General features: G+C 35.4%; 20 protein-coding genes. 11 read left to right on the top strand and 9 right to left on the bottom strand.

What is annotated here, in order from left to right:
* Positions 1–166 precede the first annotated feature (166 nt).
* The 3 genes from ptsP to AOLE_RS08185 are packed head-to-tail and all read left to right on the top strand — an operon-like array spanning position 167 to position 5,690.
* Entirely contained in the window at positions 167–3,022 is a 2,856-nt protein-coding gene (ptsP, locus tag AOLE_RS08195) for a phosphoenolpyruvate--protein phosphotransferase (RefSeq protein WP_013197629.1), read from the top strand.
* Positions 3,023–3,037: 15 nt separating this feature from the next.
* Entirely contained in the window at positions 3,038–3,985 is a 948-nt protein-coding gene (gene pfkB, locus AOLE_RS08190; protein WP_013197628.1) for a 1-phosphofructokinase, read from the top strand.
* Positions 3,972–5,690, top strand: a complete 1,719-nt coding sequence (locus AOLE_RS08185) for a fructose-specific PTS transporter subunit EIIC (RefSeq protein ID WP_013197627.1) — start codon at positions 3,972–3,974, stop codon at positions 5,688–5,690. Before pfkB ends, AOLE_RS08185 begins: the two co-directional genes overlap by 14 nt.
* Positions 5,691–5,794: 104 nt before the next feature.
* On the opposite strand, the gene AOLE_RS08180 is transcribed toward AOLE_RS08185, so the two are convergent.
* Positions 5,795–6,298 carry a peptidase associated/transthyretin-like domain-containing protein gene (locus AOLE_RS08180; protein WP_013197626.1) on the bottom strand — a complete coding sequence of 168 codons (504 nt, stop codon included), beginning with the start codon at positions 6,296–6,298 and terminating at the stop codon, positions 5,795–5,797.
* A gap of 760 nt (positions 6,299–7,058) precedes the next feature.
* Here AOLE_RS08180 and AOLE_RS08175 point away from each other — a divergent pair.
* The 4 genes from AOLE_RS08175 (at position 7,059) to AOLE_RS08160 (ending at position 11,201) form a co-directional block, all read left to right on the top strand.
* Complete coding sequence (locus AOLE_RS08175) at positions 7,059–7,523, top strand: MarR family winged helix-turn-helix transcriptional regulator (RefSeq protein WP_004791909.1); 465 nt, start codon at positions 7,059–7,061, stop codon at positions 7,521–7,523.
* 180 nt (positions 7,524–7,703) lie between these two features.
* Positions 7,704–7,919: a hypothetical protein gene (locus AOLE_RS08170; protein ID WP_013197625.1), complete on the top strand. Its 216-nt coding sequence runs from the start codon at positions 7,704–7,706 to the stop codon at positions 7,917–7,919.
* A 601-nt stretch (positions 7,920–8,520) separates the two neighbouring features.
* Positions 8,521–10,617, top strand: a complete 2,097-nt coding sequence (locus AOLE_RS08165) for a sensor domain-containing protein (RefSeq protein WP_013197624.1) — start codon at positions 8,521–8,523, stop codon at positions 10,615–10,617.
* A gap of 140 nt (positions 10,618–10,757) precedes the next feature.
* Positions 10,758–11,201 (top strand): universal stress protein, encoded by a 444-nt coding sequence (locus AOLE_RS08160; protein ID WP_005046644.1) that lies wholly within the window; start codon positions 10,758–10,760, stop codon positions 11,199–11,201.
* A 56-nt stretch (positions 11,202–11,257) separates the two neighbouring features.
* Here AOLE_RS08160 and AOLE_RS08155 read toward each other — a convergent pair whose 3' ends face one another.
* Positions 11,258–12,697 (bottom strand): glucose/sorbosone family PQQ-dependent dehydrogenase, encoded by a 1,440-nt coding sequence (locus tag AOLE_RS08155; protein WP_013197623.1) that lies wholly within the window; start codon positions 12,695–12,697, stop codon positions 11,258–11,260.
* A 393-nt stretch (positions 12,698–13,090) separates the two neighbouring features.
* Here AOLE_RS08155 and AOLE_RS08150 point away from each other — a divergent pair, with 393 nt between their 5' ends.
* Together AOLE_RS08150 and AOLE_RS08145 are read left to right on the top strand one after the other, a co-directional pair.
* Entirely contained in the window at positions 13,091–13,723 is a 633-nt protein-coding gene (locus AOLE_RS08150; RefSeq protein WP_013197622.1) for an SOS response-associated peptidase family protein, read from the top strand.
* A gap of 224 nt (positions 13,724–13,947) precedes the next feature.
* A complete protein-coding gene (locus AOLE_RS08145) occupies positions 13,948–15,402 on the top strand; it encodes a SulP family inorganic anion transporter (RefSeq protein ID WP_013197621.1) in 1,455 nt (484 codons plus the stop codon).
* Positions 15,403–15,447: 45 nt separating this feature from the next.
* Here AOLE_RS08145 and AOLE_RS08140 read toward each other — a convergent pair whose 3' ends face one another.
* From AOLE_RS08140 to kynU, 6 genes are all read right to left on the bottom strand, one after another.
* Entirely contained in the window at positions 15,448–16,626 is a 1,179-nt protein-coding gene (locus AOLE_RS08140; protein WP_013197620.1) for a S8 family peptidase, read from the bottom strand.
* Between the two features lie 238 nt (positions 16,627–16,864).
* Complete coding sequence (locus tag AOLE_RS20690; protein ID WP_225623321.1) at positions 16,865–16,978, bottom strand: hypothetical protein; 114 nt, start codon at positions 16,976–16,978, stop codon at positions 16,865–16,867.
* Positions 16,979–17,171: 193 nt separating this feature from the next.
* Complete coding sequence (locus AOLE_RS08135) at positions 17,172–17,456, bottom strand: DUF6527 family protein (RefSeq protein WP_013197619.1); 285 nt, start codon at positions 17,454–17,456, stop codon at positions 17,172–17,174.
* 556 nt (positions 17,457–18,012) lie between these two features.
* Positions 18,013–18,759 (bottom strand): alpha/beta hydrolase, encoded by a 747-nt coding sequence (locus AOLE_RS08130; RefSeq protein WP_013197618.1) that lies wholly within the window; start codon positions 18,757–18,759, stop codon positions 18,013–18,015.
* Between the two features lie 7 nt (positions 18,760–18,766).
* Positions 18,767–20,173: an amino acid permease gene (locus AOLE_RS08125; protein ID WP_013197617.1), complete on the bottom strand. Its 1,407-nt coding sequence runs from the start codon at positions 20,171–20,173 to the stop codon at positions 18,767–18,769.
* A 40-nt stretch (positions 20,174–20,213) separates the two neighbouring features.
* Positions 20,214–21,464, bottom strand: a complete 1,251-nt coding sequence (kynU, locus tag AOLE_RS08120) for a kynureninase (protein ID WP_013197616.1) — start codon at positions 21,462–21,464, stop codon at positions 20,214–20,216.
* Positions 21,465–21,611: 147 nt separating this feature from the next.
* Here kynU and gigD point away from each other — a divergent pair, with 147 nt between their 5' ends.
* Together gigD and AOLE_RS08110 are read left to right on the top strand one after the other, a co-directional pair.
* Positions 21,612–22,061 (top strand): Lrp/AsnC family transcriptional regulator GigD, encoded by a 450-nt coding sequence (gene gigD / locus AOLE_RS08115; RefSeq protein ID WP_004791887.1) that lies wholly within the window; start codon positions 21,612–21,614, stop codon positions 22,059–22,061.
* Positions 22,062–22,090: 29 nt separating this feature from the next.
* Positions 22,091–22,630 (top strand): GNAT family N-acetyltransferase, encoded by a 540-nt coding sequence (locus AOLE_RS08110; protein ID WP_013197615.1) that lies wholly within the window; start codon positions 22,091–22,093, stop codon positions 22,628–22,630.
* Here the strand turns inward: AOLE_RS08110 and AOLE_RS08105 are convergent.
* Positions 22,612–22,905: a hypothetical protein gene (locus AOLE_RS08105; RefSeq protein WP_013197614.1), complete on the bottom strand. Its 294-nt coding sequence runs from the start codon at positions 22,903–22,905 to the stop codon at positions 22,612–22,614. The two genes, AOLE_RS08110 and AOLE_RS08105, sit on opposite strands and share 19 nt — an antisense overlap.
* Positions 22,906–23,304: the final 399 nt, after the last annotated feature.

The raw sequence follows: 23,304 nt of genomic DNA, 5'->3' as shown, positions 1-23,304 counted from the left end.
TTTAATAAGCATTATTTACGTAAATACGTCGATATAAACTTAAAGTTCTGCTATGGTAATTTGTCTGAAGCTGTTGTTTAAAAACAGGTAAACCAACCTATTTTAATACAAACAGCTTCTTTTTTTCTGTTTTAGTTAAAACCTAAGAAATTGTTCAAGGATAAGTATGCTAGCACTCGAGCCTCGACATATTCATATGAATCAACATGCTGTTGATAAAAAGCATGCATTACAGTGTCTAGTAGATATATTAGTAAAAGATGGGCTAGTTACGCCTGAATATATAACAGGACTCATCAATCGTGAACAACAAAGCGCTACCTATTTAGGCCAAGGTATTGCTATTCCACATGGTACGCCACAATCTCGTGAATTTATTTTAGAAACAGGTATTCGGTTAGCTCACTTCCCTGAAGGAATAATCTGGGATGAGGAAAACACGATTTATTTAGCTGTTGTTATTGCAGCAAAATCTGATGAACATTTACAAGTACTACAAATATTAACTAGAGCGTTAATGCAGGATGTAAGTGAACAAGTAAAAAATGCGACGCAACCTGAGCAAATTATTGAACTATTACAAGCTCAACCCCTATCCTTAACACTGCATGAAAATTTAATTCAAACTGAAATTGAATCTCAAGATATCGAAGACTTATTGTGGTCAGCCTCTCAAATTCTCAAAAAGCATAATTTCGTAAAATGTGGTTTTTTAAGCTCACTTGAGCCAGATCAAGTTATCCAGTTACAAGACCAGATCTGGTCTATTTCTAGCAGCAAGTTTGTTCAACAGCCAGCAATTAGTATTGTAAAACCACGCCATGCTTTAGATGTAAATGGACAAAAACTAAATACTCTCGTCTGTATTGCTGCTAATGAGCAGTTAGATAGTCAAAGATTTAACCGACTGATTGATATTTTATTTAACCCAGAACAAGTTGCACAGCTAGATCAAACACAAGCACCAAATGAGATTGCTAAAATTATTGGTGCAGATGTTATTCCAGATTGGCCTCATCGTTCGGTTGTATTAGCCAATGCCCATGGATTACATGCTCGACCAGCGACTCATTTGGTGAACTTAACTAAAAGTTTTCAAGGTGATATTCAGGTCGCGGTGGACGATGGTAATTTTGTTTCGGCCAAAAGTTTGACGCGCCTCTTGGCTTTAGGATGTAAACGTGGTCAAACTTTACGTTTTATTGCCGAGCCAGAAACAGATGCTGTTGAAGCTTTAGATAAAGTTATTCAGGCCGTGCAAGAAGGCTTAGGAGAAGAAGTTGAACCTATTCAATCTTCAGATACCCAAGAAGCTCAATCGCCTCAAACAGTCAAATCATTGCCGAAAACATTGAGTACAAATACAGGTATTCCGGCTTCTAGTGATCTAGCTTTTGGCCCCGTACATGTCATCAAACCTAAGGTTTACCAGTATGAACGTATGGGTTTAAGCGTTAAAGCAGAAAAAGAGAAACTTGATATTGCTCTTCACGCAGTTAAAAACAATATTCACCAAGTTATTGCAAAATCTGAAGTAGCTGAAATTAAGCAAATTTTCCAAGCACATTTGGAAATGTTAGACGACCCTGATCTTATTAATGGTGTTTATCAAAAGATTAACTTAAACCTTTCTGCTCCTGCTGCTTGGCATGAACATATTGAAGCAGCAGCTAAAGAGCAAGCAGCTTTACCAGACCGCTTATTGGCTGAGCGTGCTACAGACTTACGTGATATTGGCGATCGGGTTTTAGCACAGCTCTGTGGTGAAGTTATTATCGAGGAGCCTAAAGAGCCTTATATTTTGATCATGTATGATGTGGGCCCTAGTGATGTGGCTCGCCTTAATAAAGATCGAGTAGCAGGTATTTTGACAGCTGTAGGCGGTGCAAGTGCACATAGCGCTATTGTTGCTCGTGCGTTAGGTATTCCTGCAATTGTTGGTGCTGGTGATCAAGTACTAGATATTGAACAAAAGAGTTCTCTTTTAATTAATGGAGATACAGGAACTTTTGTATTAAACCCTAACACTCAGCAAATCGAACAGGCAAAACAAGAACGAGAGCTTCAACAAAAAATTCGTGAAGAGGCTGAACGTCACAGCCAAGAACCTGCGATTACCCTAGATCAACACCAAATTGAAATTGCTGCAAATTTAGGAAAAGTTCAAGCTACAGCACATGCAGTTGAATGTGGCGCAGAAGCAATTGGCTTACTTAGAACAGAGCTTGTTTTTATGGCTCATAGCAGTGCTCCAAGTGAAACTACCCAAGAAGCAGATTATCGTGTTGTGCTAGATGCCCTCGCTGGTCGCCCACTTGTAGTACGTACTCTTGATGTAGGTGGTGACAAACCACTTCCTTACCTTCCAATTGCTGAAGAAGAAAATCCATTTTTAGGCTTAAGAGGTATCCGTTTGACATTAAGACAGCCAGAGCTGTTACGTCAACAACTTATCGCTTTGCTTAAAGCCGCAGATGATCGTCCTTTACGAATCATGTTTCCAATGATTGGCCGTGTGGAAGAATGGCGTGCTGCCAAAGCTATTCTTGATGAAGTTAAAGCTATACATCCATGTGCCAACTTACAAGTTGGTATTATGATAGAAGTTCCTTCTGCTGCTTTACTTGCTCCTATTCTTGCTCAAGAAGTGGACTTTTTCAGTATAGGAACAAATGACTTAACCCAATATACTTTAGCTATTGACCGTGGTCACCCTATCCTATCAGCTGAAGCAGACGGCCTCCACCCAAGTATTTTGCAATTGATTGATCACACTGTAAAAGCTGCACACAAACATGGCAAATGGGTGGGTATATGCGGAGAACTCGCAGCTGATCCAAAAGCTGTACCGATTCTTATGGGATTAGGCGTAGATGAGCTCAGCATGTCTCCAAATAGTATTCCTTTAGTAAAAGCCCAAATTCGTACACTTAACTACAGCCAAGCTCAAGCGCTTGCAAAACGCGCACTAAAATGTGAAAGCGCCATTGCTGTACGTCAATTATCCGAACAAGAAATCTAAACATTAGGAACAGTAATGGCTAAAGTTTTAACAATTACTTTAAATCCTGCAATTGATGTAACGATACAACTTAATGAGTTACAGGTTGGCGAGGTAAATCGCCAAGAATCTGTAGAAATCCATGCAGCAGGTAAAGGGTTAAATATTGCACAAGTTTTAAAAGATTTGGGGCATGAAGTTATCGTTTCTGGCTTTTTAGGAACGACGAACAAACAAATTTTTGATGACCATTTTAAAGAAGCTCAATTCCAACCTGAGTTTATTTATATTGAAGGCGAGACTCGTCAAAATATAAAAATTGCTGAACATTCTGGGCGTATGACCGATTTAAATGGAAAAGGTTTCTTGGTTTCTGGACTAAATAAAAAGAACCTCTTTCAAAAAATCGAAATGATTTTGCCACAAGTAGATGTAGTTGCGATTGCCGGGAGCCTTCCACAAGGTTTTAGTGTTGATGAATTACAGCAACTTATTAAGCTCATTCAACAGCAAGGGAAAAAAGTTGCACTTGATACAAGTGGTAAAGCATTGGTCGCTGCAATTGAATGTCAACCATGGATGATTAAACCAAATACAGATGAGTTAGTAGAAAGTTATCAACTTCCTACCGCGACTTATGCTGAACAAAAAAAGCTTTTTGAAAACTTAGCTAAAATTGAGCATGTCGTTATTTCGATGGGCGAAGACGGTGTAAACTGGCTACATGACACTCACCCGCTTCATGCCAAAGCCCCTAAAGTGATCGTTAAAAGTACCGTTGGTGCAGGTGACTCTCTTTTAGCAGGCATGATTCATGGCTTAATAAATGGTTTCTCTGATGAAGAAACATTAAAAACTGCTACCGCAATCGCAAGCAATGCTGTCACACAAATTGGCTTTCGTATTCCCAATAGTGAAACGCTAAACCAGTTAAAAGCCCAAATTACAATCAATTCATTGAGTGAATCTGATGCTAACTGCTAAACATTTATTATTTGTCATTAATAGTCCGCAACAGCAAGTCAATGCTTTGATTTTAGCTCGGAAACTTGCACAAGTCGCATCCCAACAGGGTTATCCAAATAACATTATTTCGCTTGATGAATTCGAAATAAGTGAAAACTTTGATCAAGTCATTGTTGTTGGACAACGCCCGAAAGATCTTAATAGTTTTGGTGCACATCCATTATCTTTCATTAGCATTGAAGAGATAAAAAATGATGCTCACACAGCTTTCCAAACTGTCTTAGATCACTTTAAGCCAGCTCAAGATTGGCTAAGTGATAATAGCTTGGCAGTAACTACTACTAAAAAGTTTGTAGCAATCACTGCGTGTCCTACAGGTGTTGCACATACTTTTATGGCTGCCGAAGCTTTACAACAAGGTGCAGAAAAGCTTGGGTATGAGATTGAAGTAGAAACACAAGGTTCTGTTGGTGCAAAAAATATTTTATCAGCTCAAGCTATTGCTGAAGCGGACATTGTGATTCTTGCTACTGACATTGAAGTTAACACAGACCGTTTTATAGGTAAGCGTGTTTATCGGTGTGGTACTGGCTTTGCTCTAAAGCAAACAGATAAAGCCTTTGCTGAAGCAATCAGCAATGCACAAGTTTTAGAACAAGGTAAGCAACAAGCATCGACAGAAAATAAAGATAAAACTGAAAAAGTTGGCGTATATAAACATCTCTTAACTGGTGTTTCTTTTATGTTGCCTATGGTGGTGGCTGGAGGTCTGTTAATTGCTCTCTCCTTATGCTTTGGTCTAAATGCTGCTGAACAAGCAGGTAGCTTACCCGCCATATTAAAACAAATTGGCGCTGCCGCATTTATGCTTATGGTCCCGATGTTATCGGGTTATATTGCCTACTCAATTGCTGATCGCCCTGGTCTTGCACCTGGTCTAATTGGAGGGTTACTCGCCTCTCAACTACAAGCAGGTTTTTTAGGCGGTATTGTTTCAGGTTTTCTTGCAGGTTATATCGCATTATTTATTGCTAAAAAACTTAAACTTCCTACAAGTTTAGAGGCACTTAAACCGATTTTAATTATTCCATTATTAGGTACATTATTTGTCGGTCTGATTATGTTCTACGTGGTTGGACAACCTGTAGCACATATTTTCGAGCTAATGAAAGACTTCTTAAATAACATGGGTACAACAAATGCAGTGTTAATGGGAATTATATTAGCTAGCATGATGTGTATCGATTTAGGCGGTCCAATCAATAAGGCAGCCTACGCTTTTACTGTCGGATTGTTGACAACAAATACCTATATGCCAATGGCAGCAACAATGGCGGGTGGTATGGTCCCTGCAATTGGTATGGCCATTGCGACTTTCATTGCTAAAAATAAATTTAGTACAGGAGAGAAAGATGCAGGTAAGGCTGCTTTCGTATTAGGTTTATGTTTTATTTCCGAGGGTGCTATTCCCTTTGCAGCTAAAGACCCAATGCGTGTTATTCCAACTTGCATTTTAGGTGGTGCTGTAACTGGAGCACTTGTTGCATTATTCCATTGCGAATTAGTTACTCCTCACGGCGGCGTATTTGTTCTTTTAATTCCAAATGCAATTAACCATGCTTGGTTATATCTTGCTGCCATTGCAGCAGGTAGTATTGTTACAGGCATAAGCTATGCGATTGTTAAGAAAAAAATAGAAGAAAAAATTGTGACTACTGCATAATTAAAAAGGGAGAATATAAATTCTCCCTTTTTTATAAGTTTTATATGCTTAATTAAAAATCTTAAATTGAAGAGTATTCAATAATCAATTTTATATTATTCATATCACTTAATTTGAATAGCTCTTGCCATAATCTGTGTTGGCATGTCCTCTGCCAACATTACAGTTAAAGTAGGCTCTTTTTGCGATTTAGAAGATAAATTCTGAGACTCTAAAACTGTATTTACATCTTTTGGAGCTAATTTAAACATTGCACCCGTTACAGGATCTACAATTAAAATTCCAATTAAACCGCCAAAAAGAATATTACCAAAATACCAACCACTTAATGTCCCAGTAACCTCTACAGTTTTACTTTGATAACCTGCTTTACTAAAACTCACCTGATAGCTTTCAGGTTTAAAATAACCAGCTCCTTTTTTCAAGCTTACAGTGGCTGGAGTTTGACCAGTATGGATTTTTACTCCTTTACGATTTTTAATCTCAATTGTTGCAGACTCTGGAACACTAGTGAAAGTGACTGTTTGTGAAGAACCAGAAACAATAGTTGCACAACCATTAATTCCCAAAGTTAAAGCAATCAACGAAGTAAGTAATAATTTTTTCATGATTAAGCCAAAAGTTTTATCAGTATTTATTGGAATGCGCACTATAGTTAATGAAACAAAAAATAACAATTAAAATACAATTTATTAGAGTAACAATTAAGCAATCATCTAAAGTAAGAGTTATTAAAAATATAATTTATAGACAAAAAAGCTAAATATATATGGTCAATCATTCCATCAGTTAATTTAATTTTACTTATAACAATCAATAGTTTAATTAATAAATCAAATTTATTTCACTAAATAAGAGATGATTCATGTTAAATGTATGGTAAATTTCACGAACCATAAAATAAATTAAATAACTGATATTTATAAATATTTATTATTTAAATGTCTTGATTTTTCATAATTATGACTTTAGAGACAAAAACTATCTCGTTCAATGCCACGTTCAAATCATAATTTTTTTTCTACGATGCGCTTGTAAGCCAATATCGTTCAATTAACGATCAAGCAAGCCTAGATGCAATCTTGTATATCTGTTCAAAGATTTTAAGGAATTAATGACTATAACTTATCAAGTCACATTAACTTTCAACAAACTTTGACCATAGTAGAAGAGTATTTTTAGTTTGTGCAAAGTATAGGAAAACTTATCAAGACAAGGTCCTTTAAACCATGTCATTGTTAAATTTAGCTATATAAATTTTGCTCACCAAGTAAAGTCCTGATATAACTTGCTTGATGAAACTATATTTTTCAACTATTAAAGATAGTTCACCAGAAATGCGATCCACCAAGGTATGGGGAAAAGTCAATGACAAAGAAGTATGCGCGTTTTTTACCTACAACAGAATCTTTTACTCTTGAAGATTTTCCATATTATTGGATTACTCAAGTACATGCTCAATATGTACAAAACATTGATAATGCTTTAAAAAAATATGGTTTAGATAACTCACGTCGACGCATTATGTTGGCTTTAAGTAGTAAGCCCCATGCAAGTGTTTCTGAACTTTCAGATATGATTATTTCAAAAATGTCGACAACCACCAAGATTGTTTATCGTTTAAAAGATGAAGGTTTGGTTGAGACTTATTCTTGTCAGACCGATGGTCGAATCACCCGCGTAGTACTTACAGACAAAGGTACTGAAATGATCAATAAGATTAATGACCTAACCAGCGTAGTACTCGAACAATCTTTCGAAGGTATCACCCCTTTGCAATTAGAAAAAATGATGGAAAGTTTAAAATTACTTTTAAAGAATCTTTCTCGTTAAAAATAGGATAGACATCTTATTAAGCTCTCCTAGGAGAGCTTTTCTATTTTAATGCCTCGTCTGGGTATTGATAGAAACAACACCTCACATAAAATAAGCAATTAACTTCTCATCTGTTGACTTGAGTCCTTAACTCCAGTAGAAATTCTCTTTCAACAACTGCATAGCAAATTTTTGAAAATGGCTAAAAGAAAATACAAAAGTGACAAATTTCAAGTGCGTCGTATTAACCGTCAATGGTGGGTACTTGAAAAAGACCTTGAAACAAACTGCTATTTTAAACATGAACGAGTAGCAACAAAAACCTTAGCAAACAACTATGCTGATGATTATATTGAACAATATTATATGAATCTCTATATTCAACAAGAGTTGAAAAAACCTGAAACTGTATAAAAAAGCCATTTGGCTTTTTTTTATTTTTAATATTTAAAGATTATAAGGTCAAAAATTAAGAATAAAAAAAACCTACATCTTGGGGAAAATGTAGGCTATAAAATGCACAAAAAGGAAATATATATCCTTCTTGATGAAAAGAATTTTACGATAATATAAGCCTTTATTTTATATTACTTTTGTAAACTTAATAGTGGTTATTGTATTTATTCAGACTTTTAAAAACCTCCCCGTCTTTATATATCGTGGTTAAATTTTGGCTTATTAAGATTTTAATCCTCGCAATTTAATCCTTCTCATTTTTATAATTTATTTTCATGGCTTTTATTAAGATAGTTCTGCAGAGACAAATATAAGCTTCTGTTTTAATAAGTTTTTTACAAAAATAAGCATAAATCTTTTTTTAACTTAAGACAGATAAAAATTAATAAATAACAAAAACATAAATTAAATATTAAGTATATAATTTATTTAAGATCTCAATTTTAGTTCAAAAAAAAGACAATTGAAATTTATTTATTACTGTTTTGATTACTACAGAAAGATTACAATAACGACTAATAATTAGATTACCCGCCCATACAATCTTTCTAGGCATGTTATGACTTCAATGTCGAACAACACCCAAAAGCATTTTATTGTTGAGCAGATTCCACTACCGACTTGGGTCAGTGATGAAAATGGCTTGATATTATATTGCAATGTAGAGTGTACAGAATATTGGCAGGATACTTTTTCTCCATTACCTCAGCAATGGTTAGATTTTATATCTCCTGTCGATTTAGACGAAGTCAAAAATAGATGGCTCGAAGCAATTCGCCTGCAAAAAAGAATAGAATTAAAATGCCGACTTTTACAAAGTGGCAATCAATATAGATGGTGCAAACTTTCCATTCAAGCATCTAAATATCGTGGCTCTTCTTTAGCCAGCGAATGGTATGTCAGCTTTTTAGATATTGATCACGATATTCAAGAGCAACAAAACCTACAAAAGAATATTGAAATACAAAATCAAATGTTAGACATCAGTGTAGATTGCATTAAAGTATTAAATGTAGACGGCACAGTTTCTCATATGAATAAATCAGGATGCCTCGCTCTAGGTGTCCCTGTTGATGAAACAAAATTTGGGATGAAATGGCTTGAGCTTTTGCCACCTCATATTCGTAAGCGTGGACGTGTCGCTTTAAAAAAAGCCCTTCAAGGCAAAGTTGCCAGATTCGCTGGAATGAGTTGTTTACCAGATCAGGATCCTGAATATTGGGATAATATGTTGACCCCGATTCATCGGGAAAATGGTGAAATCATACAGATACTGTGTGTATCCCGTAACGTCACTCAACAGCATCTGACAGAAAATCAACTTAGAAATATGAGTGAAAGAGATGAGCTGACCGGATTATGTAATCGGCGTTCATTTAAATTTCAGCTTAAACGGACCCTCGCATATTCAAAAGACAGCCAAACAAGTGTGGGTTTACTATTAATTGACCTTGATCATTTTAAGCATATTAATGACACATTAGGGCATAGCGCAGGCGACCATCTTTTAAAAGTTTTATCCAAACGGTTTAGTCATTGTGTTGATGATGAAAGATGCTTTGTCGCAAGACTGGGTGGAGATGAATTTGCGGTTATTATTAATAACCTTAAATCTGAAAGTGATGTGCGTGACCTAGCAGCGATCTTACTTCAGCAGCTAAATCAACCTATTACCTATTTAGGCAATGTTCTAAATGGTGGTATGAGTATTGGCTGTGCGATTTATCCTCAAGATGCCGTCGACCAATCAGGTTTACTCAGTTGTGCAGATATGGCATTGCATGATTTAAAAGCACGTGGTCGTGGTGGTATTCGCATGTATGACCCATGCATGATGCAAATGACCGAAACAGTCGCTTCTCAGCTTAATTTAGCACGTCAGCTTATTCGTCATCATACCATCCAGCCCTACTATCAACCTAAAGTAGATTTAAAAACTCATCGTGTTGTAGGTTTTGAAGCTTTATTGCGATGGCATACAACTTCCGCTCAAAGAGGCTATCCTTCTCAAATTGCAGAGGCTTTTAAAGATTATAATTTAGCGAGTAAAATCGGTGAAACGATGCAACATCAAGTTTTACGTGATATCGCAAAATGGATAGATCTTGGCATTAAGCCTCTTCCTGTTTCGCTCAATGCCGCGCCTGTTGAGTTTTTAAGAGACAACTATGCTGAACGGCTTTTGAAAAAGATCAATCAATTTCAAATTCCAACACATTATATTGAAGTAGAAGTCACTGAACATATGTTGGGTGATCGAGGTTCAGAGTATGTGATCCGTGCACTTAATAAATTAAAACAACATGGCGTACATATTGCTTTAGATGACTTTGGTACAGGTTTCTCATCGCTTACCCATATTCGTGACTATCCAATTGACAGTTTAAAAGTAGACTGTAGTTTTATACAAAAGATGCAACATGACCCATCAATTTATGCGATTGTTCAAGCAATTGGATTACTCGCTCCAAATTTATCACTGGGGCTTATTGCAGAAGGAATTGAAACCCCTGAACAAGAAGAACTACTTCGACAATTTGGATATAGTATAGGCCAAGGATTCTTGTTTGAATCTGCTATAGATGCCAATCAAGTCATTTCAATACTTAAGCAGAATCAACCTTACTTAGAAAGTCATTATCATGCTTTAAGATAAAATTTATAATAAAATCTCTCATCTTTCTCCATACTAAAAATAAACAATAATCTTTCAAAAATTGTTCATAATATAAGCATAAAGATAATAAATCGGTGTTTTGGCACCATACATTGTCACAGGACAATAAGGAGCAATATATGAGTTATCACCATATCTTGGTTCCAGTCGATGGTTCTCCTACTTCACTCATTGCTGTCAATCATGCAGCAGCACTTGCTAAGGCCTTTGGTAGTAAAGTGACTCTAGTATATGCGCTTACTATAGATCCTTTTATTTCTGTAGAATTCATTGATAGTACAGAATTAGCACAGGATTACTTTAATAAAGCTAGAGCATCTATTCAGGGTATTTTAGACCAAGCGAAAGAACAATTTAGCCAACATGGAATTTCTGTTGAAACAAAAATTGTTGAGGGTCAAACAATTCACACAGAAATTATTAAAGCCGCTACTGAACTCAAAGCTGACCTATTAGTGATTGGTTCTCATGGTCGAAAAGGGTTTAAAAAGTTCTTCTTAGGAAGTGTGACTCAAGCTCTTTTAGGAGAAATTCATTTACCGGTATTAGTCGTAACTGAATAATTTTTCTTAAGCTAAAAAAACCGATCTTATGTAGATCGGTTTTTTAATGGCCTGTGTTACTGAGCTTTATATGTAAATTTAATCAGAGACCCAGGGTTTTCTAATGTGTTCGTTACAGAGCCATCATCTTTTTGGACATTTCCGGCTGTATCAGTCAACACGTATAAAACATTTCCATCTGGACTTGCAATCACGTCACGATAACGGTTGTTGCTTTTAAACATTGGTACCGCATCATCATAAGTCGCACTATACGTTGGATCTAACTTAATACGGAAAATAACACCACGTTTTAAAGATGGAACCAATAATGTATTTTCCCAACCAGCAATTGCTTTTTTGCCGCCCTTATAGACATAAGCAGATGACGGCGCAACGGTTGGCCAGCAAATGTAGGTCATATCCCCACAAGTTGGATCATTATAGTTATAGCTATCCTGCACGGTATATAAAGTTTTTAACGGTGATACAAAGTTTTTACCAGTCCATTCAGACTCTTTCGTCACAGGTACACCTGCCGCTACTTTTACTCCGTTTTGCCCTAAATCTTTAATTTGTGACTTATTGGTTGCTGCCGAATAATTTGCATAGGCATAGCCGCTGTCATCTTTATAACCCGCTACATTTGGCCAACCATAGTTACCACCCTTAACTATGAGGTTAATTTCATCATCAGAGTTTGGACCTTGTTCAGATTGCAACAATTTACCATTTGGAGTAAATGCTAAGCCCTGCGGATTACGGTGTCCGAGCGTATAAATATGGCTAACCACCCCGTTAAAACTTGGATTATCTTTTGGAATACTTCCATCAAGATTTAAGCGTAGTACTTTACCCATATAGGTATGATAGTCTTTGCTACTCACTTCTTGTTGAGTCGGCGTATGTTGTGCTTGATTTGGCAAGAATAAATAAGCAAGCTGGTTACGCCCTTGATCACCAATCGTATAGTAAATCTTTTGGTCTGGACCAATGACAAGACGACCGGATTGATGGTCTTTTGATGAAGGTAATCCTGCTAATAAATCGACTGGCTTCTCAAGAGTATCAGTTGACTTGTTATAGGTATATCGACGAATAATCGTTTGATTCGGTAGTTCTTTATCTGTAGATTTCGGATTTTTAAATGTACCCGAAATGTAGATATAAGGATTATTTTTAAAATCAGGATGGAAAGCAAAGCCTAATAAACCATTTTGTCCATCAGCATCATTTACAATCTCAGGCACCTGAAAAACTGTTTTTACACTGCCCGACTCCGGATTCACTCTTAGAATCTTACCTGTTGCGCGCTCTGTTAACCAAATTTGATTATCAGGTCCCCACAACAAAGCATGTGGCTTATTTAAATTAGATAGAATAACTTTCTTGTCAAAGTTTTCTGATTTCGCTTTAGCAAATTGAGATGGAGTTAGAGGAATATCAGCAAATGCTGAGAGTGTAACTAGCTGAGCAGCGCCTAATAAAGCAATTTTAGCCAATAAATGTTTATTCATGTGTCCACCTTATAAATTGTCAAAATTTTCCGAGAATTTTTAAACCTCTAATAAAGGGTTTGTAAAAGTTCTCTATATGATTTGTATTATGATGAATAACGAATCTATTAAAATCTAAATTTCTGAAAGGCTCTGTTGCATAAAAGTAGCTATTAAAACTGAATAAACTCTCTTTAAGATGAGCAACTTAACTATACGATTTATCTATTCAATTCATTTTATATCTGAAACTTTTTTGAAATGGCCATTATTTAAATAAATATTTATTAACGAAGTAATTGATAGTTAAAAATTAATACTCAAAGAGACAATTCTAATTATAAAAATATACATCACTAAAGATTAAAAGTTAGAAGCTGTAATTGAGAGCTATTTTTGCAATGAAGGTGTCTTATGTGTGCAAACTTTAAACCTATTAAGAAAACACATGCCAATCAATTAAACTTATTTGAACCCACTTTTGAATATAAGATGGATATTTTTCCAAGTGATGATTGCCCACTCATTTTATCGAATGAAAATGAGCTTGAGTGGAGAAAAGCTAAATTTGGAATGCTTCCCCCTTATGCCAAAGAAATTGCTTTCAAATACGCAACGTATAATGCCAGAACAGAGACAGTACAACAAAAGCGCTCTTTTAAACATGCTTGGTTAAATGACCAATTTGCGCTTATTCCTGTTGAAGCCATTTATGAACCTAAATATATCAATGGAAAAGCGCATTGGTATGGTATTTTCCGGCAAGATGAGCAACCTTTTACACTGGCTGCGATCTTTGAAGAAACACTTATTGATGAACAGAAAGTTAGATCAATGTCGCTATTAACAATCAATGCTGATCATCACCCTTTTATGAAACAATTTCATAAACCAGATGATGAAAAACGCTCAGTTATTGTAATACCAGATGATCTTAGAAATGATTGGCTCAACTGCACTCATTCTGAAGCAAAAGATTTTTTCTTAGATATGCCTGCGAATGAATTTACCTCAATGCCGAAAGCTGAAATGAAGAATTATGATTAAATTGGTTTAGTCGACTTAGGTTAGTCAGCCTTAAAAACTTATGCTATTCTTCGGGCACTTTTAGATGCCTCAAATCTTTATACCTATGACACTTACGCCACCTTAAGTTTATTTACCCTTATTCATTGTAAATAACTCATCACTGTTTAGTGATGTGGTGTAGTCGCTTGTGTTGGTATATCACATCACTAGCCTTTCAAAATTTAGAACTTAGGCTATTTCTCATGTTATCGAATGTCCGAGAACAATGGTTCTCTAATGTCGGCGCAGATATTCTTTCTGGTCTTGTTGTGGGTCTTGCTTTAATTCCAGAAGCAATTGCATTTTCAATTATTGCGGGTGTGGATCCCAAAGTCGGTTTATATGCATCCTTTTGTATTGCCGTTATTATTTCTTTCGTAGGTGGTCGTCCCGCTATGATTTCGGCGGCTACAGGCGCAATGGCTTTGGTTATGACAACGCTCGTAAAGGACCATGGGCTTCAATACTTATTTGCAGCAACAGTATTAACTGGCGTCATACAGATTTTGGCAGGATATTTCAAACTCGCCAAACTCATGCGTTTTGTTTCTAAATCGGTGGTTATTGGATTCGTGAATGCTCTCGCCATACTTATCTTTATGGCTCAATTACCAGAATTGGTAAATGTGACGTGGCATGTCTACTTATTAGTAGCAATCGGCTTAGGAATTATTTATCTATTCCCCTATATTCCAAAAATTGGAAAGTTCTTTCCCTCACCTCTTATTTGTATTGTAGTGGTCACATTACTCGCTATTTTTTTAGGTTTTGACGTTCGAACAGTGGGTGATATGGGATCATTACCAGATACGTTACCTATATTTCTAATTCCGAATATTCCTTTTAATTTAGAAACACTCCTTATTATTCTTCCATACTCGTTAGCCCTTGCCGCGGTTGGCTTACTTGAATCGATGATGACTGCAACAATCGTTGATGAAATGACAGATACATCTAGTGATAAATTTCAAGAATGTAAAGGTCAAGGTATCGCAAATATTGCTTCAGGTTTTATGGGCGGCATGGCAGGTTGTGCCATGATTGGTCAATCAATGATTAATGTAAAATCGGGTGGTCGCACACGTTTATCCACTTTCTGCGCAGGCATATTCTTACTTATTTTAGTTGTATTTTTAAGTGGTTGGTTAAAAGTGATTCCCATGGCTGCTCTGGTTGCGGTCATGATTATGGTATCGATCAGTACTTTTGAATGGAACTCTCTGACTCAATTTAAAAATAATCCTAAAAGTAGTAATGTCGTTATGATCGCTACCGTTATTGTAGTAGTTGCTACCCATAATTTAGCGCTAGGTGTGTTAACTGGTGTATTACTTTCAGCACTTTTCTTAGCAAATAAACTTGAAAATGATATTCGTATAGAAACTTCATTCGAGAATCGAGCTCGTCTATATGAATTAAGAGGTCAAATATTTTTCAGTTCATCTGAAAAATTTATGCAAAGCTTTAACTTTAAAGAAGAAATTAAAGAAGTCATTATTGATCTTACTCACTCTCATATTTGGGATGTGACTTCAGTTGCCATGCTAGATTCAGTAGTAAATAAATTTCAAAAGAACGGTATTCAGGTAACGGTCCGCGGTTTAAATGAAGCCAGTTCAATCATGATTGATAAATATGGTACTCATGCAAAAATCTAAAAAAGGTCCTTCGGGACCTTTTCCAATTTCAAGACATACTTCTTATTAAGGTGATTTATATAACAATCGATTTGGGCTACCAGAAGGATTTTTTACCACATTACTACTTGCTTGATTTAACAGATTAGTTGAGATTATCTGAGGTGTTGCTGTAGGTGTACTTTGCAACATTTCAGCTACGACACCAACAACATGTGGAGTAGCCATTGAAGTTCCATTTAAAACTTTAGTTGCGGTATTACTCCCAATCCATGAAGAATTGATCTGGCTTCCTGGCGCAAAAATATCAACGCAGCTTCCATAATTAGAATAACTCGCTCGTGTATCAGTATCATCTGTAGCAGCGACAGTGATTGCTTTACTCACTCTTGCTGGAGAAGAACTACATGCATCTGCATTAGAATTTCCTGCAGCGACAACCATCACATAACCGTTATTAAATAAGTTTTCTACTGCGCTATCTAAGGATGTGTTCGCATCACCGCCTAAAGACATATTCACCACAGCTGGCTTTTTACCATTTTTTAATATCCAATCTAACCCCGCAATCACGTTACTCGAAGCACCAGACCCATCACATCCTAAAATTCGTATTGGTACTAAACTTACGTTCTTAGCAACACCATAAGTACTGCCACCAACCGTTCCTGCTACATGAGTACCATGCCCATTACAATCCGTTGTACCATTTCCATCAGAGATCGCGGTATAGCCACTTAATACTCGTCCAGAGAACTGTTGATGTGTAGATAATATTCCGGTATCAACAATATAAGCTGTTGTGCCCGAGCCTGTTTGTAAATATGAATAAGCTGAATTTAAAGGTAAGGTTTTCTGATCAATACGATCTAAACCCCAATCTGGATTGCTTTGTGTAGTTACATCAATTTTCATGACTGTGTCATTTTCTACTGAAAGAACTTTAGGATTTTTTTTCATGGCTTCAACAAAAGCACTACCCGCAACATCGGGTAAATAAATTGCAAATCCCTTAAGTACAGTATCATAAGTCTGTAATATCTTTCCCCCATGTTGTTTAGCAATACTTTGTGCAAAATCATTAGAAGGACCAACATCCTTATTGAGAATAACAATATATTGGTTTTTAATAATTCCTTTAGCTTCCAAAGAAGTTGGTACAGAATTTGTTGTAGCAGGTGCTGCATAGACTAGATTGACGGCGGCCATTGATAAGAAAGCAGCCGATATTTGGCAAAATTTCATAAAAAATCTCCATATTTTTTACTTCAGACATCGTTGTTATGATCAGTACAGTCTTTATATTTAGAAGTTAAAATTTTTTAGAAAGGAATTTTTATTATATTCTCCATCTATTATAACCAAGTCATATTTTCATAAAACTTGGGCCTATACAATACTCTTATCTTTTTCTATTAAAAGTGAGAACCAATTCAAATAAATTAAAAAATCAAAAGTTATTTTACTCTATTGATAATTTAGATTAGCTGGGATGTATGATGTAAAAATATATAATCATTAAAAATAATATAAATGTAGAAATAATGAGATATGTTCCAATGGTGTTAAAACTTCTTAAAAATTTCCAGATATCCATAAATAAAATATAAAACAGTAAGTTATATAAATTTTTGCAAATTTCAATCCTAGCTTCAACCAAAATAAATTTACAATTTCTTTAACTATACATATTCAGTATTAAATATGTAAAGATATATTACTCAAGTCTCTATTACTTACCGATTCTATAAATTTTTAAATGATCTTAAATATATAGACAAACACTAAAATTAATAAAACCTATCATTTTTTAATTTTAGTTCTGGCAACTCAACCGTACATCCTGCTAAATGATGTCTACAGTTAGCACTATATTCAATAAAGCCACCTTTAATAAAGTAATTACAATGACCATACATAATTATGAGCTGATCAAAAGTTGGTTTTTCCAAATTATTATTAAAAGTCCATTGGTTACCATTAGAAAAAGGATAAAGTACAGGAATATAGTGAAGATACCCGCAACCTGGACACATATGTTTATACATGCCACCTTCAAAATATTGTACTTTCATAAAGGCTCCTTTATAAATAAAAAAACCAACTCATGAGAGCCGACTAAATCAATTACTTTCAAATGCTATATATTATTTAATTATTCTTATAGCTTTTATTTTCTTATAATTTATCAAGCCTATATGACAAATTCATGAATGATAAGTCAGCTTATATTTTAATTAATCTACTTATTAAATGATAATTCGAGTTAAATCATGAAAAAACCCTAGTTTATTTCTTATTTATGACAGGTCTATCTTATTCATTCATATTAATCTTTGGATAAATATTATAGCTATATCACCCTTTATCTTATTGTTTTTAAAAGTCAAATAAAAAAGTCCGCATCTTGGGAAGCTACGGACTTAAAAACTCAACTAAACAACAGCTAAACAATTTATTGTCTAGTGAGAAAGCACTATCTTTTTAATCTAATTAAGTTCCACTGTTAGGTCAACAACAATAAATAATTTCTATAAAAAAACAGGTTAAGATGTGATTCACCTCACACTTTATCTGTCTATAAAATTAATTACTCATACAATCACATTGCATATATTTTAATTCGACTGCTTAAACTAATATCGACTTAAAATAGTGTTCTAAAATAGAATAATGATTAACTTTAGGAATAAGCTTAAAAGAAACAAAATCCTGATCTTGCTCTTTTTTAATATCAAAATAATTTTGGCTTTGCCATTTCAACTCTTCGAGCTCAAGTTCACCACAGAAAATTGAACATGGAATAGTGACTCGATCACTGTGATGAACAGGACTATATTTTAAGATATCTTCGCTTGAAAGATTGAGAGCATGGTTTAAATGAGTGCTTTGTATAGGCCTTAAGTCATAAATTCCACTTAACAACACCATCTCAGATATGAATGGATGGCCTAATGACAAAGCAGCCAGGTGCGCCCCTGCTGAATGCCCCACCAAAACTACCTCATTAGTTTTCCAGTCTTGCTCTCGAATAAAATCGAGAGCTTGATTAACTTGAGAAACAATATCTGAAATTTTGCTTTGTGGTGCCAAATCATATTCTAAAAGAACACACTGGGCTCCTTTTGCTAGAACATAGGGTACGATGAATCCAAAATCTGATTTATCACACCATTGCCAATAGCCACCATGAATAAAAATAACAGTCTTTTTGGCTTGCTCTAATGGGAATAAATCTAAAGTTGATCTTGGGTGCGGACCATATTGAATATCTGCAATATGAATAAACTCTTGGTAGCTCAGTAAACTTGTCCGTTGAAATTCTGCCAATATCTCATGTTCATTAGCCACGGTTCTAGCATTGTCATAGGGTCTCATAGGTCTCTCACTTCAACGATTCTTCATGAGCATTTAAAGCAAGCTTGGCTGATGACCGTTTTAAATAATAGAAAACAGTAAGCACAACAACTAATGGAACTCCAAATTGTAAAGTTGACTTGAATTCATTGGTAAACCATGTGGTGACTGTGATACTTAAAATTGCGATTAACCCCAACAGTGAAATTAACTGGCTTGCTGGAACCTTAAACTTTAATTGCTGGCCTTTTCGTGCCATGTGCCTTCTGAAACACATATGGGTAACAAAAATACTGCCCCAAGTGAACAGTGCACCAAACATAGATAAAGCAATCATGATCGGGAATGCCGAGCTCGGATTAATGGTATAAACAATACTCGCGATCCCAATACCCACTGCTGACAATAGCAACGCGTTGATTGGTACGCCATTATGACTAATACGACCAAATAGTTTTGGTGCATCACCTGCGCGTGACAAGCTAAATAGCATACGTGTCGAGATATACAACATACTATTCATGGCGGATAAGGCCGCGACAATTACAATAAAATTTAAAATACTGTCCGCATATGGAATACCTACAATTTTCATTACCATCACAAAAGGGCTAGTCGCATCGGCTCCAATTAAAGTTGTCCAAGGAACAAGTGCCACAATGAGAAATAAAGACAGTAGATAAAATAGTATTAAGCGAATTGCAGTACTTTTAAACGCTTTCTTAACGGCTCTTTCCGGATCTTTAGCCTCACCAGCCGCAACAGCGATCATTTCAATACTTAAATAACTAAATATTGAAATAATTACCCCGATCCAGACCCCACTAAAACCATGAGGAAAAAAGCCACCATGCTCGGTTAAATTAGAGAGAACCTGTTCTGTTCCTCCATGACTTTGGGTCAGAATACCAATTGCTAAAAGAATAAATACAATAATTGCAAAGACTTTTATGGTCGAAAACCAATATTCAACCAAACCAAAAGCTTTAACACTATATGCATTAACCACAAGCAAAGTCAGCGAGAAAAAAGCGATCCAGACCCAAGAGCCTACATCTGGAAACCATAATTTCATATAGTTAGCTACTGCTGTAATTTCTGTACCGACCGCTAATACAATACATGCCCAATAGCAATAACGGACTAAAAACCCAGCAAGAGGACTTACATAATGCTCAGCATATGCTCCAAATGAGCCTGACGTAGGATGCTGAACTGTCATCTCAGCCAAACAAGCCATAATAGCAAATGCGATTAAACCACCAATAGCATAGCTCACGATGACAGCTGGCCCAGCAAAGCTAATTGCAAACTTGCTTCCCATGAACAGCCCTGTACCAATCGCTCCACCAATTGCAATCATTCCCATCTGTTTTGCGGATAATTTCTTATGTAAACCCGCTTCTCGATTTTGTATTTCATCAAAACTGCTCATAGGCTCTCCTAGCCATTCTTCTGATATTAACCTTTAACGATCAGGTCACTTCACTACGTACCAGATAACGCTCATTTTTCCATTCACTATTCAACATAATCTGCTTAAGTTGCTGTACGGCATTCCAAATATCTTCGAAACCTAAATATAGAGGTGTAATTCCAAAACGTAATACTTCCGGCTCTCGGTAATCCCCAATCACACCACGAGCAATAAGCGCCTGAATAATTTCATAACCAAACTCATGTCTATAACTGACATGACTGCCACGATAGTTATGGTTTAAAGGTGTGATCAATTCAAAACCAAACTGAGGACATTCTTGTTGAACAAGTTGAATAAACAAATCAGTTAATTTGAGGGATTTCTCGCGTATTTGTTGCATATCAGCTTGTAAGAAAATATCGATACCACATTCGATTAGACTCATCGAAATGATAGGTTGTGTTCCACACAAATAACGACGAATACTGTTAGCTGGTTCATAGTGCTGAGCCATATCAAATGGTTTTTTGTGCCCCCACCAGCCTGATAAAGGTTGCCAGAACTGATCACGATGCTTCCGATTTACCCATAACAGCGCTGGAGAACCTGGGCCGCCGTTTAAGTATTTGTAAGTACAACCAATCGCAAAATCACTGTTGCTCTGATTAAGATCCATAGGCACCGCACCAACCGAGTGACATAAATCCCAAATAATCAAAGCATCTTTAGCGTGAATTTGTTGATTAATAGACTCCATATCATAGAAATATCCAGTCCGATAATTCACATGAGAAAGAACAACGACAGCCACATCTTTTACTAAAACACGAGATAAATCATCGGCCCCATCAATCAATTCAACTTGATAACCTTGATTAATCAAGTCTATAAAGCCTTCAATAATATAAATATCGGTTGGGAAGGCATCTTTTTCTGCAACAATAATTTTACGTTCCGGAAATTTTTCGGCTTGAATTTTTACCGCTGCGGATAAAACTTTAAATAAATTTAAGGTGGTTGAATCTGAAATAACCACTTCCCCTTTTTCGGCACCGATAAGCTGTGCAACTTTATCTCCGAGCCTAGTCGGTAGCCCCCACCAATCTGCTTTATTCCAACTATTAATGAGGTCCTCGCCCCACTCTTTTGAAATAATATGCTGAGCAACCTCTAATGATTTCTTTGGTCTTGCACCTAAAGAATTACCATCTAAATAAATGACATTTTTTGGCAGTGCAAATTCATCTTTAAACTTTTTGAGTTCATCATCCTGATCCCAATAGAGGCATTGTTCGCGAGTAATCATTTGTTATTTCACCTATTTTCAACATTTCCTTTGTATTTGAATTTTATCACGCCAATTCTTTCGATTTATTCGATAATATTTGATTAAAATTTGCTATTTTCGTATAAAATTCGAATTAAAATTAAAAAACATGGATGAAATTCGAAAATGAATGTGGATGCAATCGACCTAAAAATCCTAAAGTATTTACAAGATAATGCTCGGTTAAGTAACCAAGAACTGGCCGATCTCGTTAACCTTTCGGCTTCAGCTTGTCATCGGCGTGTTAAAATTTTAGAAAGCAATGGTGTAATTGAAAAATATCAAGCGAAAGTTAATTATGAAAAACTAGGCATAAAAATTGAGGCAATCGTCGAAATAAAACTTGCCCAGCTAACAGAAAATGATCACAACTTCTTTTTAAGTCAGATCAAAAATTTTGATGAAGTCATTAATGCATATATTATTACTGGTGAATCTAATTATGTTTTACACGTTGCGACCAAAGATTTGAGTTCCTTTTCTCATTTCGTCATTAACACCTTAAATAAAATAAAAGGTGTAGTGAGCATCAATTCCAAGATCATTTTACAGAAGATTGTGCAAAAACCACTTTAACTTCTCATTTTCAATTAAAGAGCCATCTCATGATCGAAACAAAACGTTTAATTTTAAGACAATGGAAAGAAAGTGATTTTGAGTCTTTTATAACAATGGGCTTAGATCAAGATGTTATGCAATTTTTCCCAAATCTCTTAACACCCCAAGAAAGCCTTAATTTAATCGAAAAAATTTCATCTCTCATTCATGAAAATGGTTGGGGCTTTTGGGCAGTAGAATTAAAAGAAACCCATCAATTTATCGGGTTTATTGGTTTACACAGCCAACCTGAACAATTTGACTTCTCTCCATGTGTGGAAATTGGATGGCGACTTGCAAAAGAATTTTGGAAACAAGGTTATGCAACAGAAGGAGCAAAAGCAGTTTTAGATTATGGTTTTAATATACTGAATTTAGATAAAATCGTTTCATTTACTGCTACGATTAATACACCCTCTCAAGCTGTCATGGAAAGACTGGGAATGCAAAAAGTTAAAAACTTCGAACATCCTAAAGTTCCTCTTCATCACGAATTAAGAGAACATGTGCTATATGAAATCACGAATGCTTACTCATCAAAGTCATAACCGACAGAGGTCGAACACTCCCAATATTCATTAAGTTTATCTGCTATTTCTTCTTTTTCCATAGTGGTAAGCACATAGAAAAGTTTAGCCTCTTTATTTTTTCTTAGAATTAATAAATTGTAATAATCATACTCAGGTCCATTCAGCCCTAAGTTAAGTTGTGACTCACAATGTTTTTCTGCTTTGTAGTGCCACTCAAGTTTATAAGTATCAAGGCCATCAGCAGCATTGATTACGATACCGTCATTGGTTCCACCAATAAATCCAATTTTCATTGCTTTCTCTAAGTTCTTATAGGAATAATTTTAAATATAACTTTAAATAAGTATCCTTCAATTTATAAAATGTTTGTCAATACGTATGCTATGTAAACAAACTTAATCCTAGGGGCTAAAAATCTTAAATAAATTTTAAATATTTTTAATTTAAAGGAGGAATTTTCCACTAAAACTGCTTCATTATTATTTTTTATTTTACCAAATTCCACGTTATAATTTCAAACCATTTATCTTTCCTATCCGTCCTATGAAGCTATGTAAATTTTAGAAAATTATTGGATGGAGTTTTAAATTAGTTTGAGTATTTATAAGTTTATTTAATTTATGATTTTAAAAGGTTATATGGTAGATGTGTTTTAAAAATTTTGCTCTGAATGATTTTGGAGATATTTAAAA

This window comes from Acinetobacter oleivorans DR1, from assembly GCF_000196795.1.
Taxonomy (GTDB): domain Bacteria; phylum Pseudomonadota; class Gammaproteobacteria; order Pseudomonadales; family Moraxellaceae; genus Acinetobacter; species Acinetobacter oleivorans.
The sequence above is the reverse complement of the archived record's forward strand: the minus strand, read 5'-3'. Positions and strand labels throughout refer to the sequence as shown.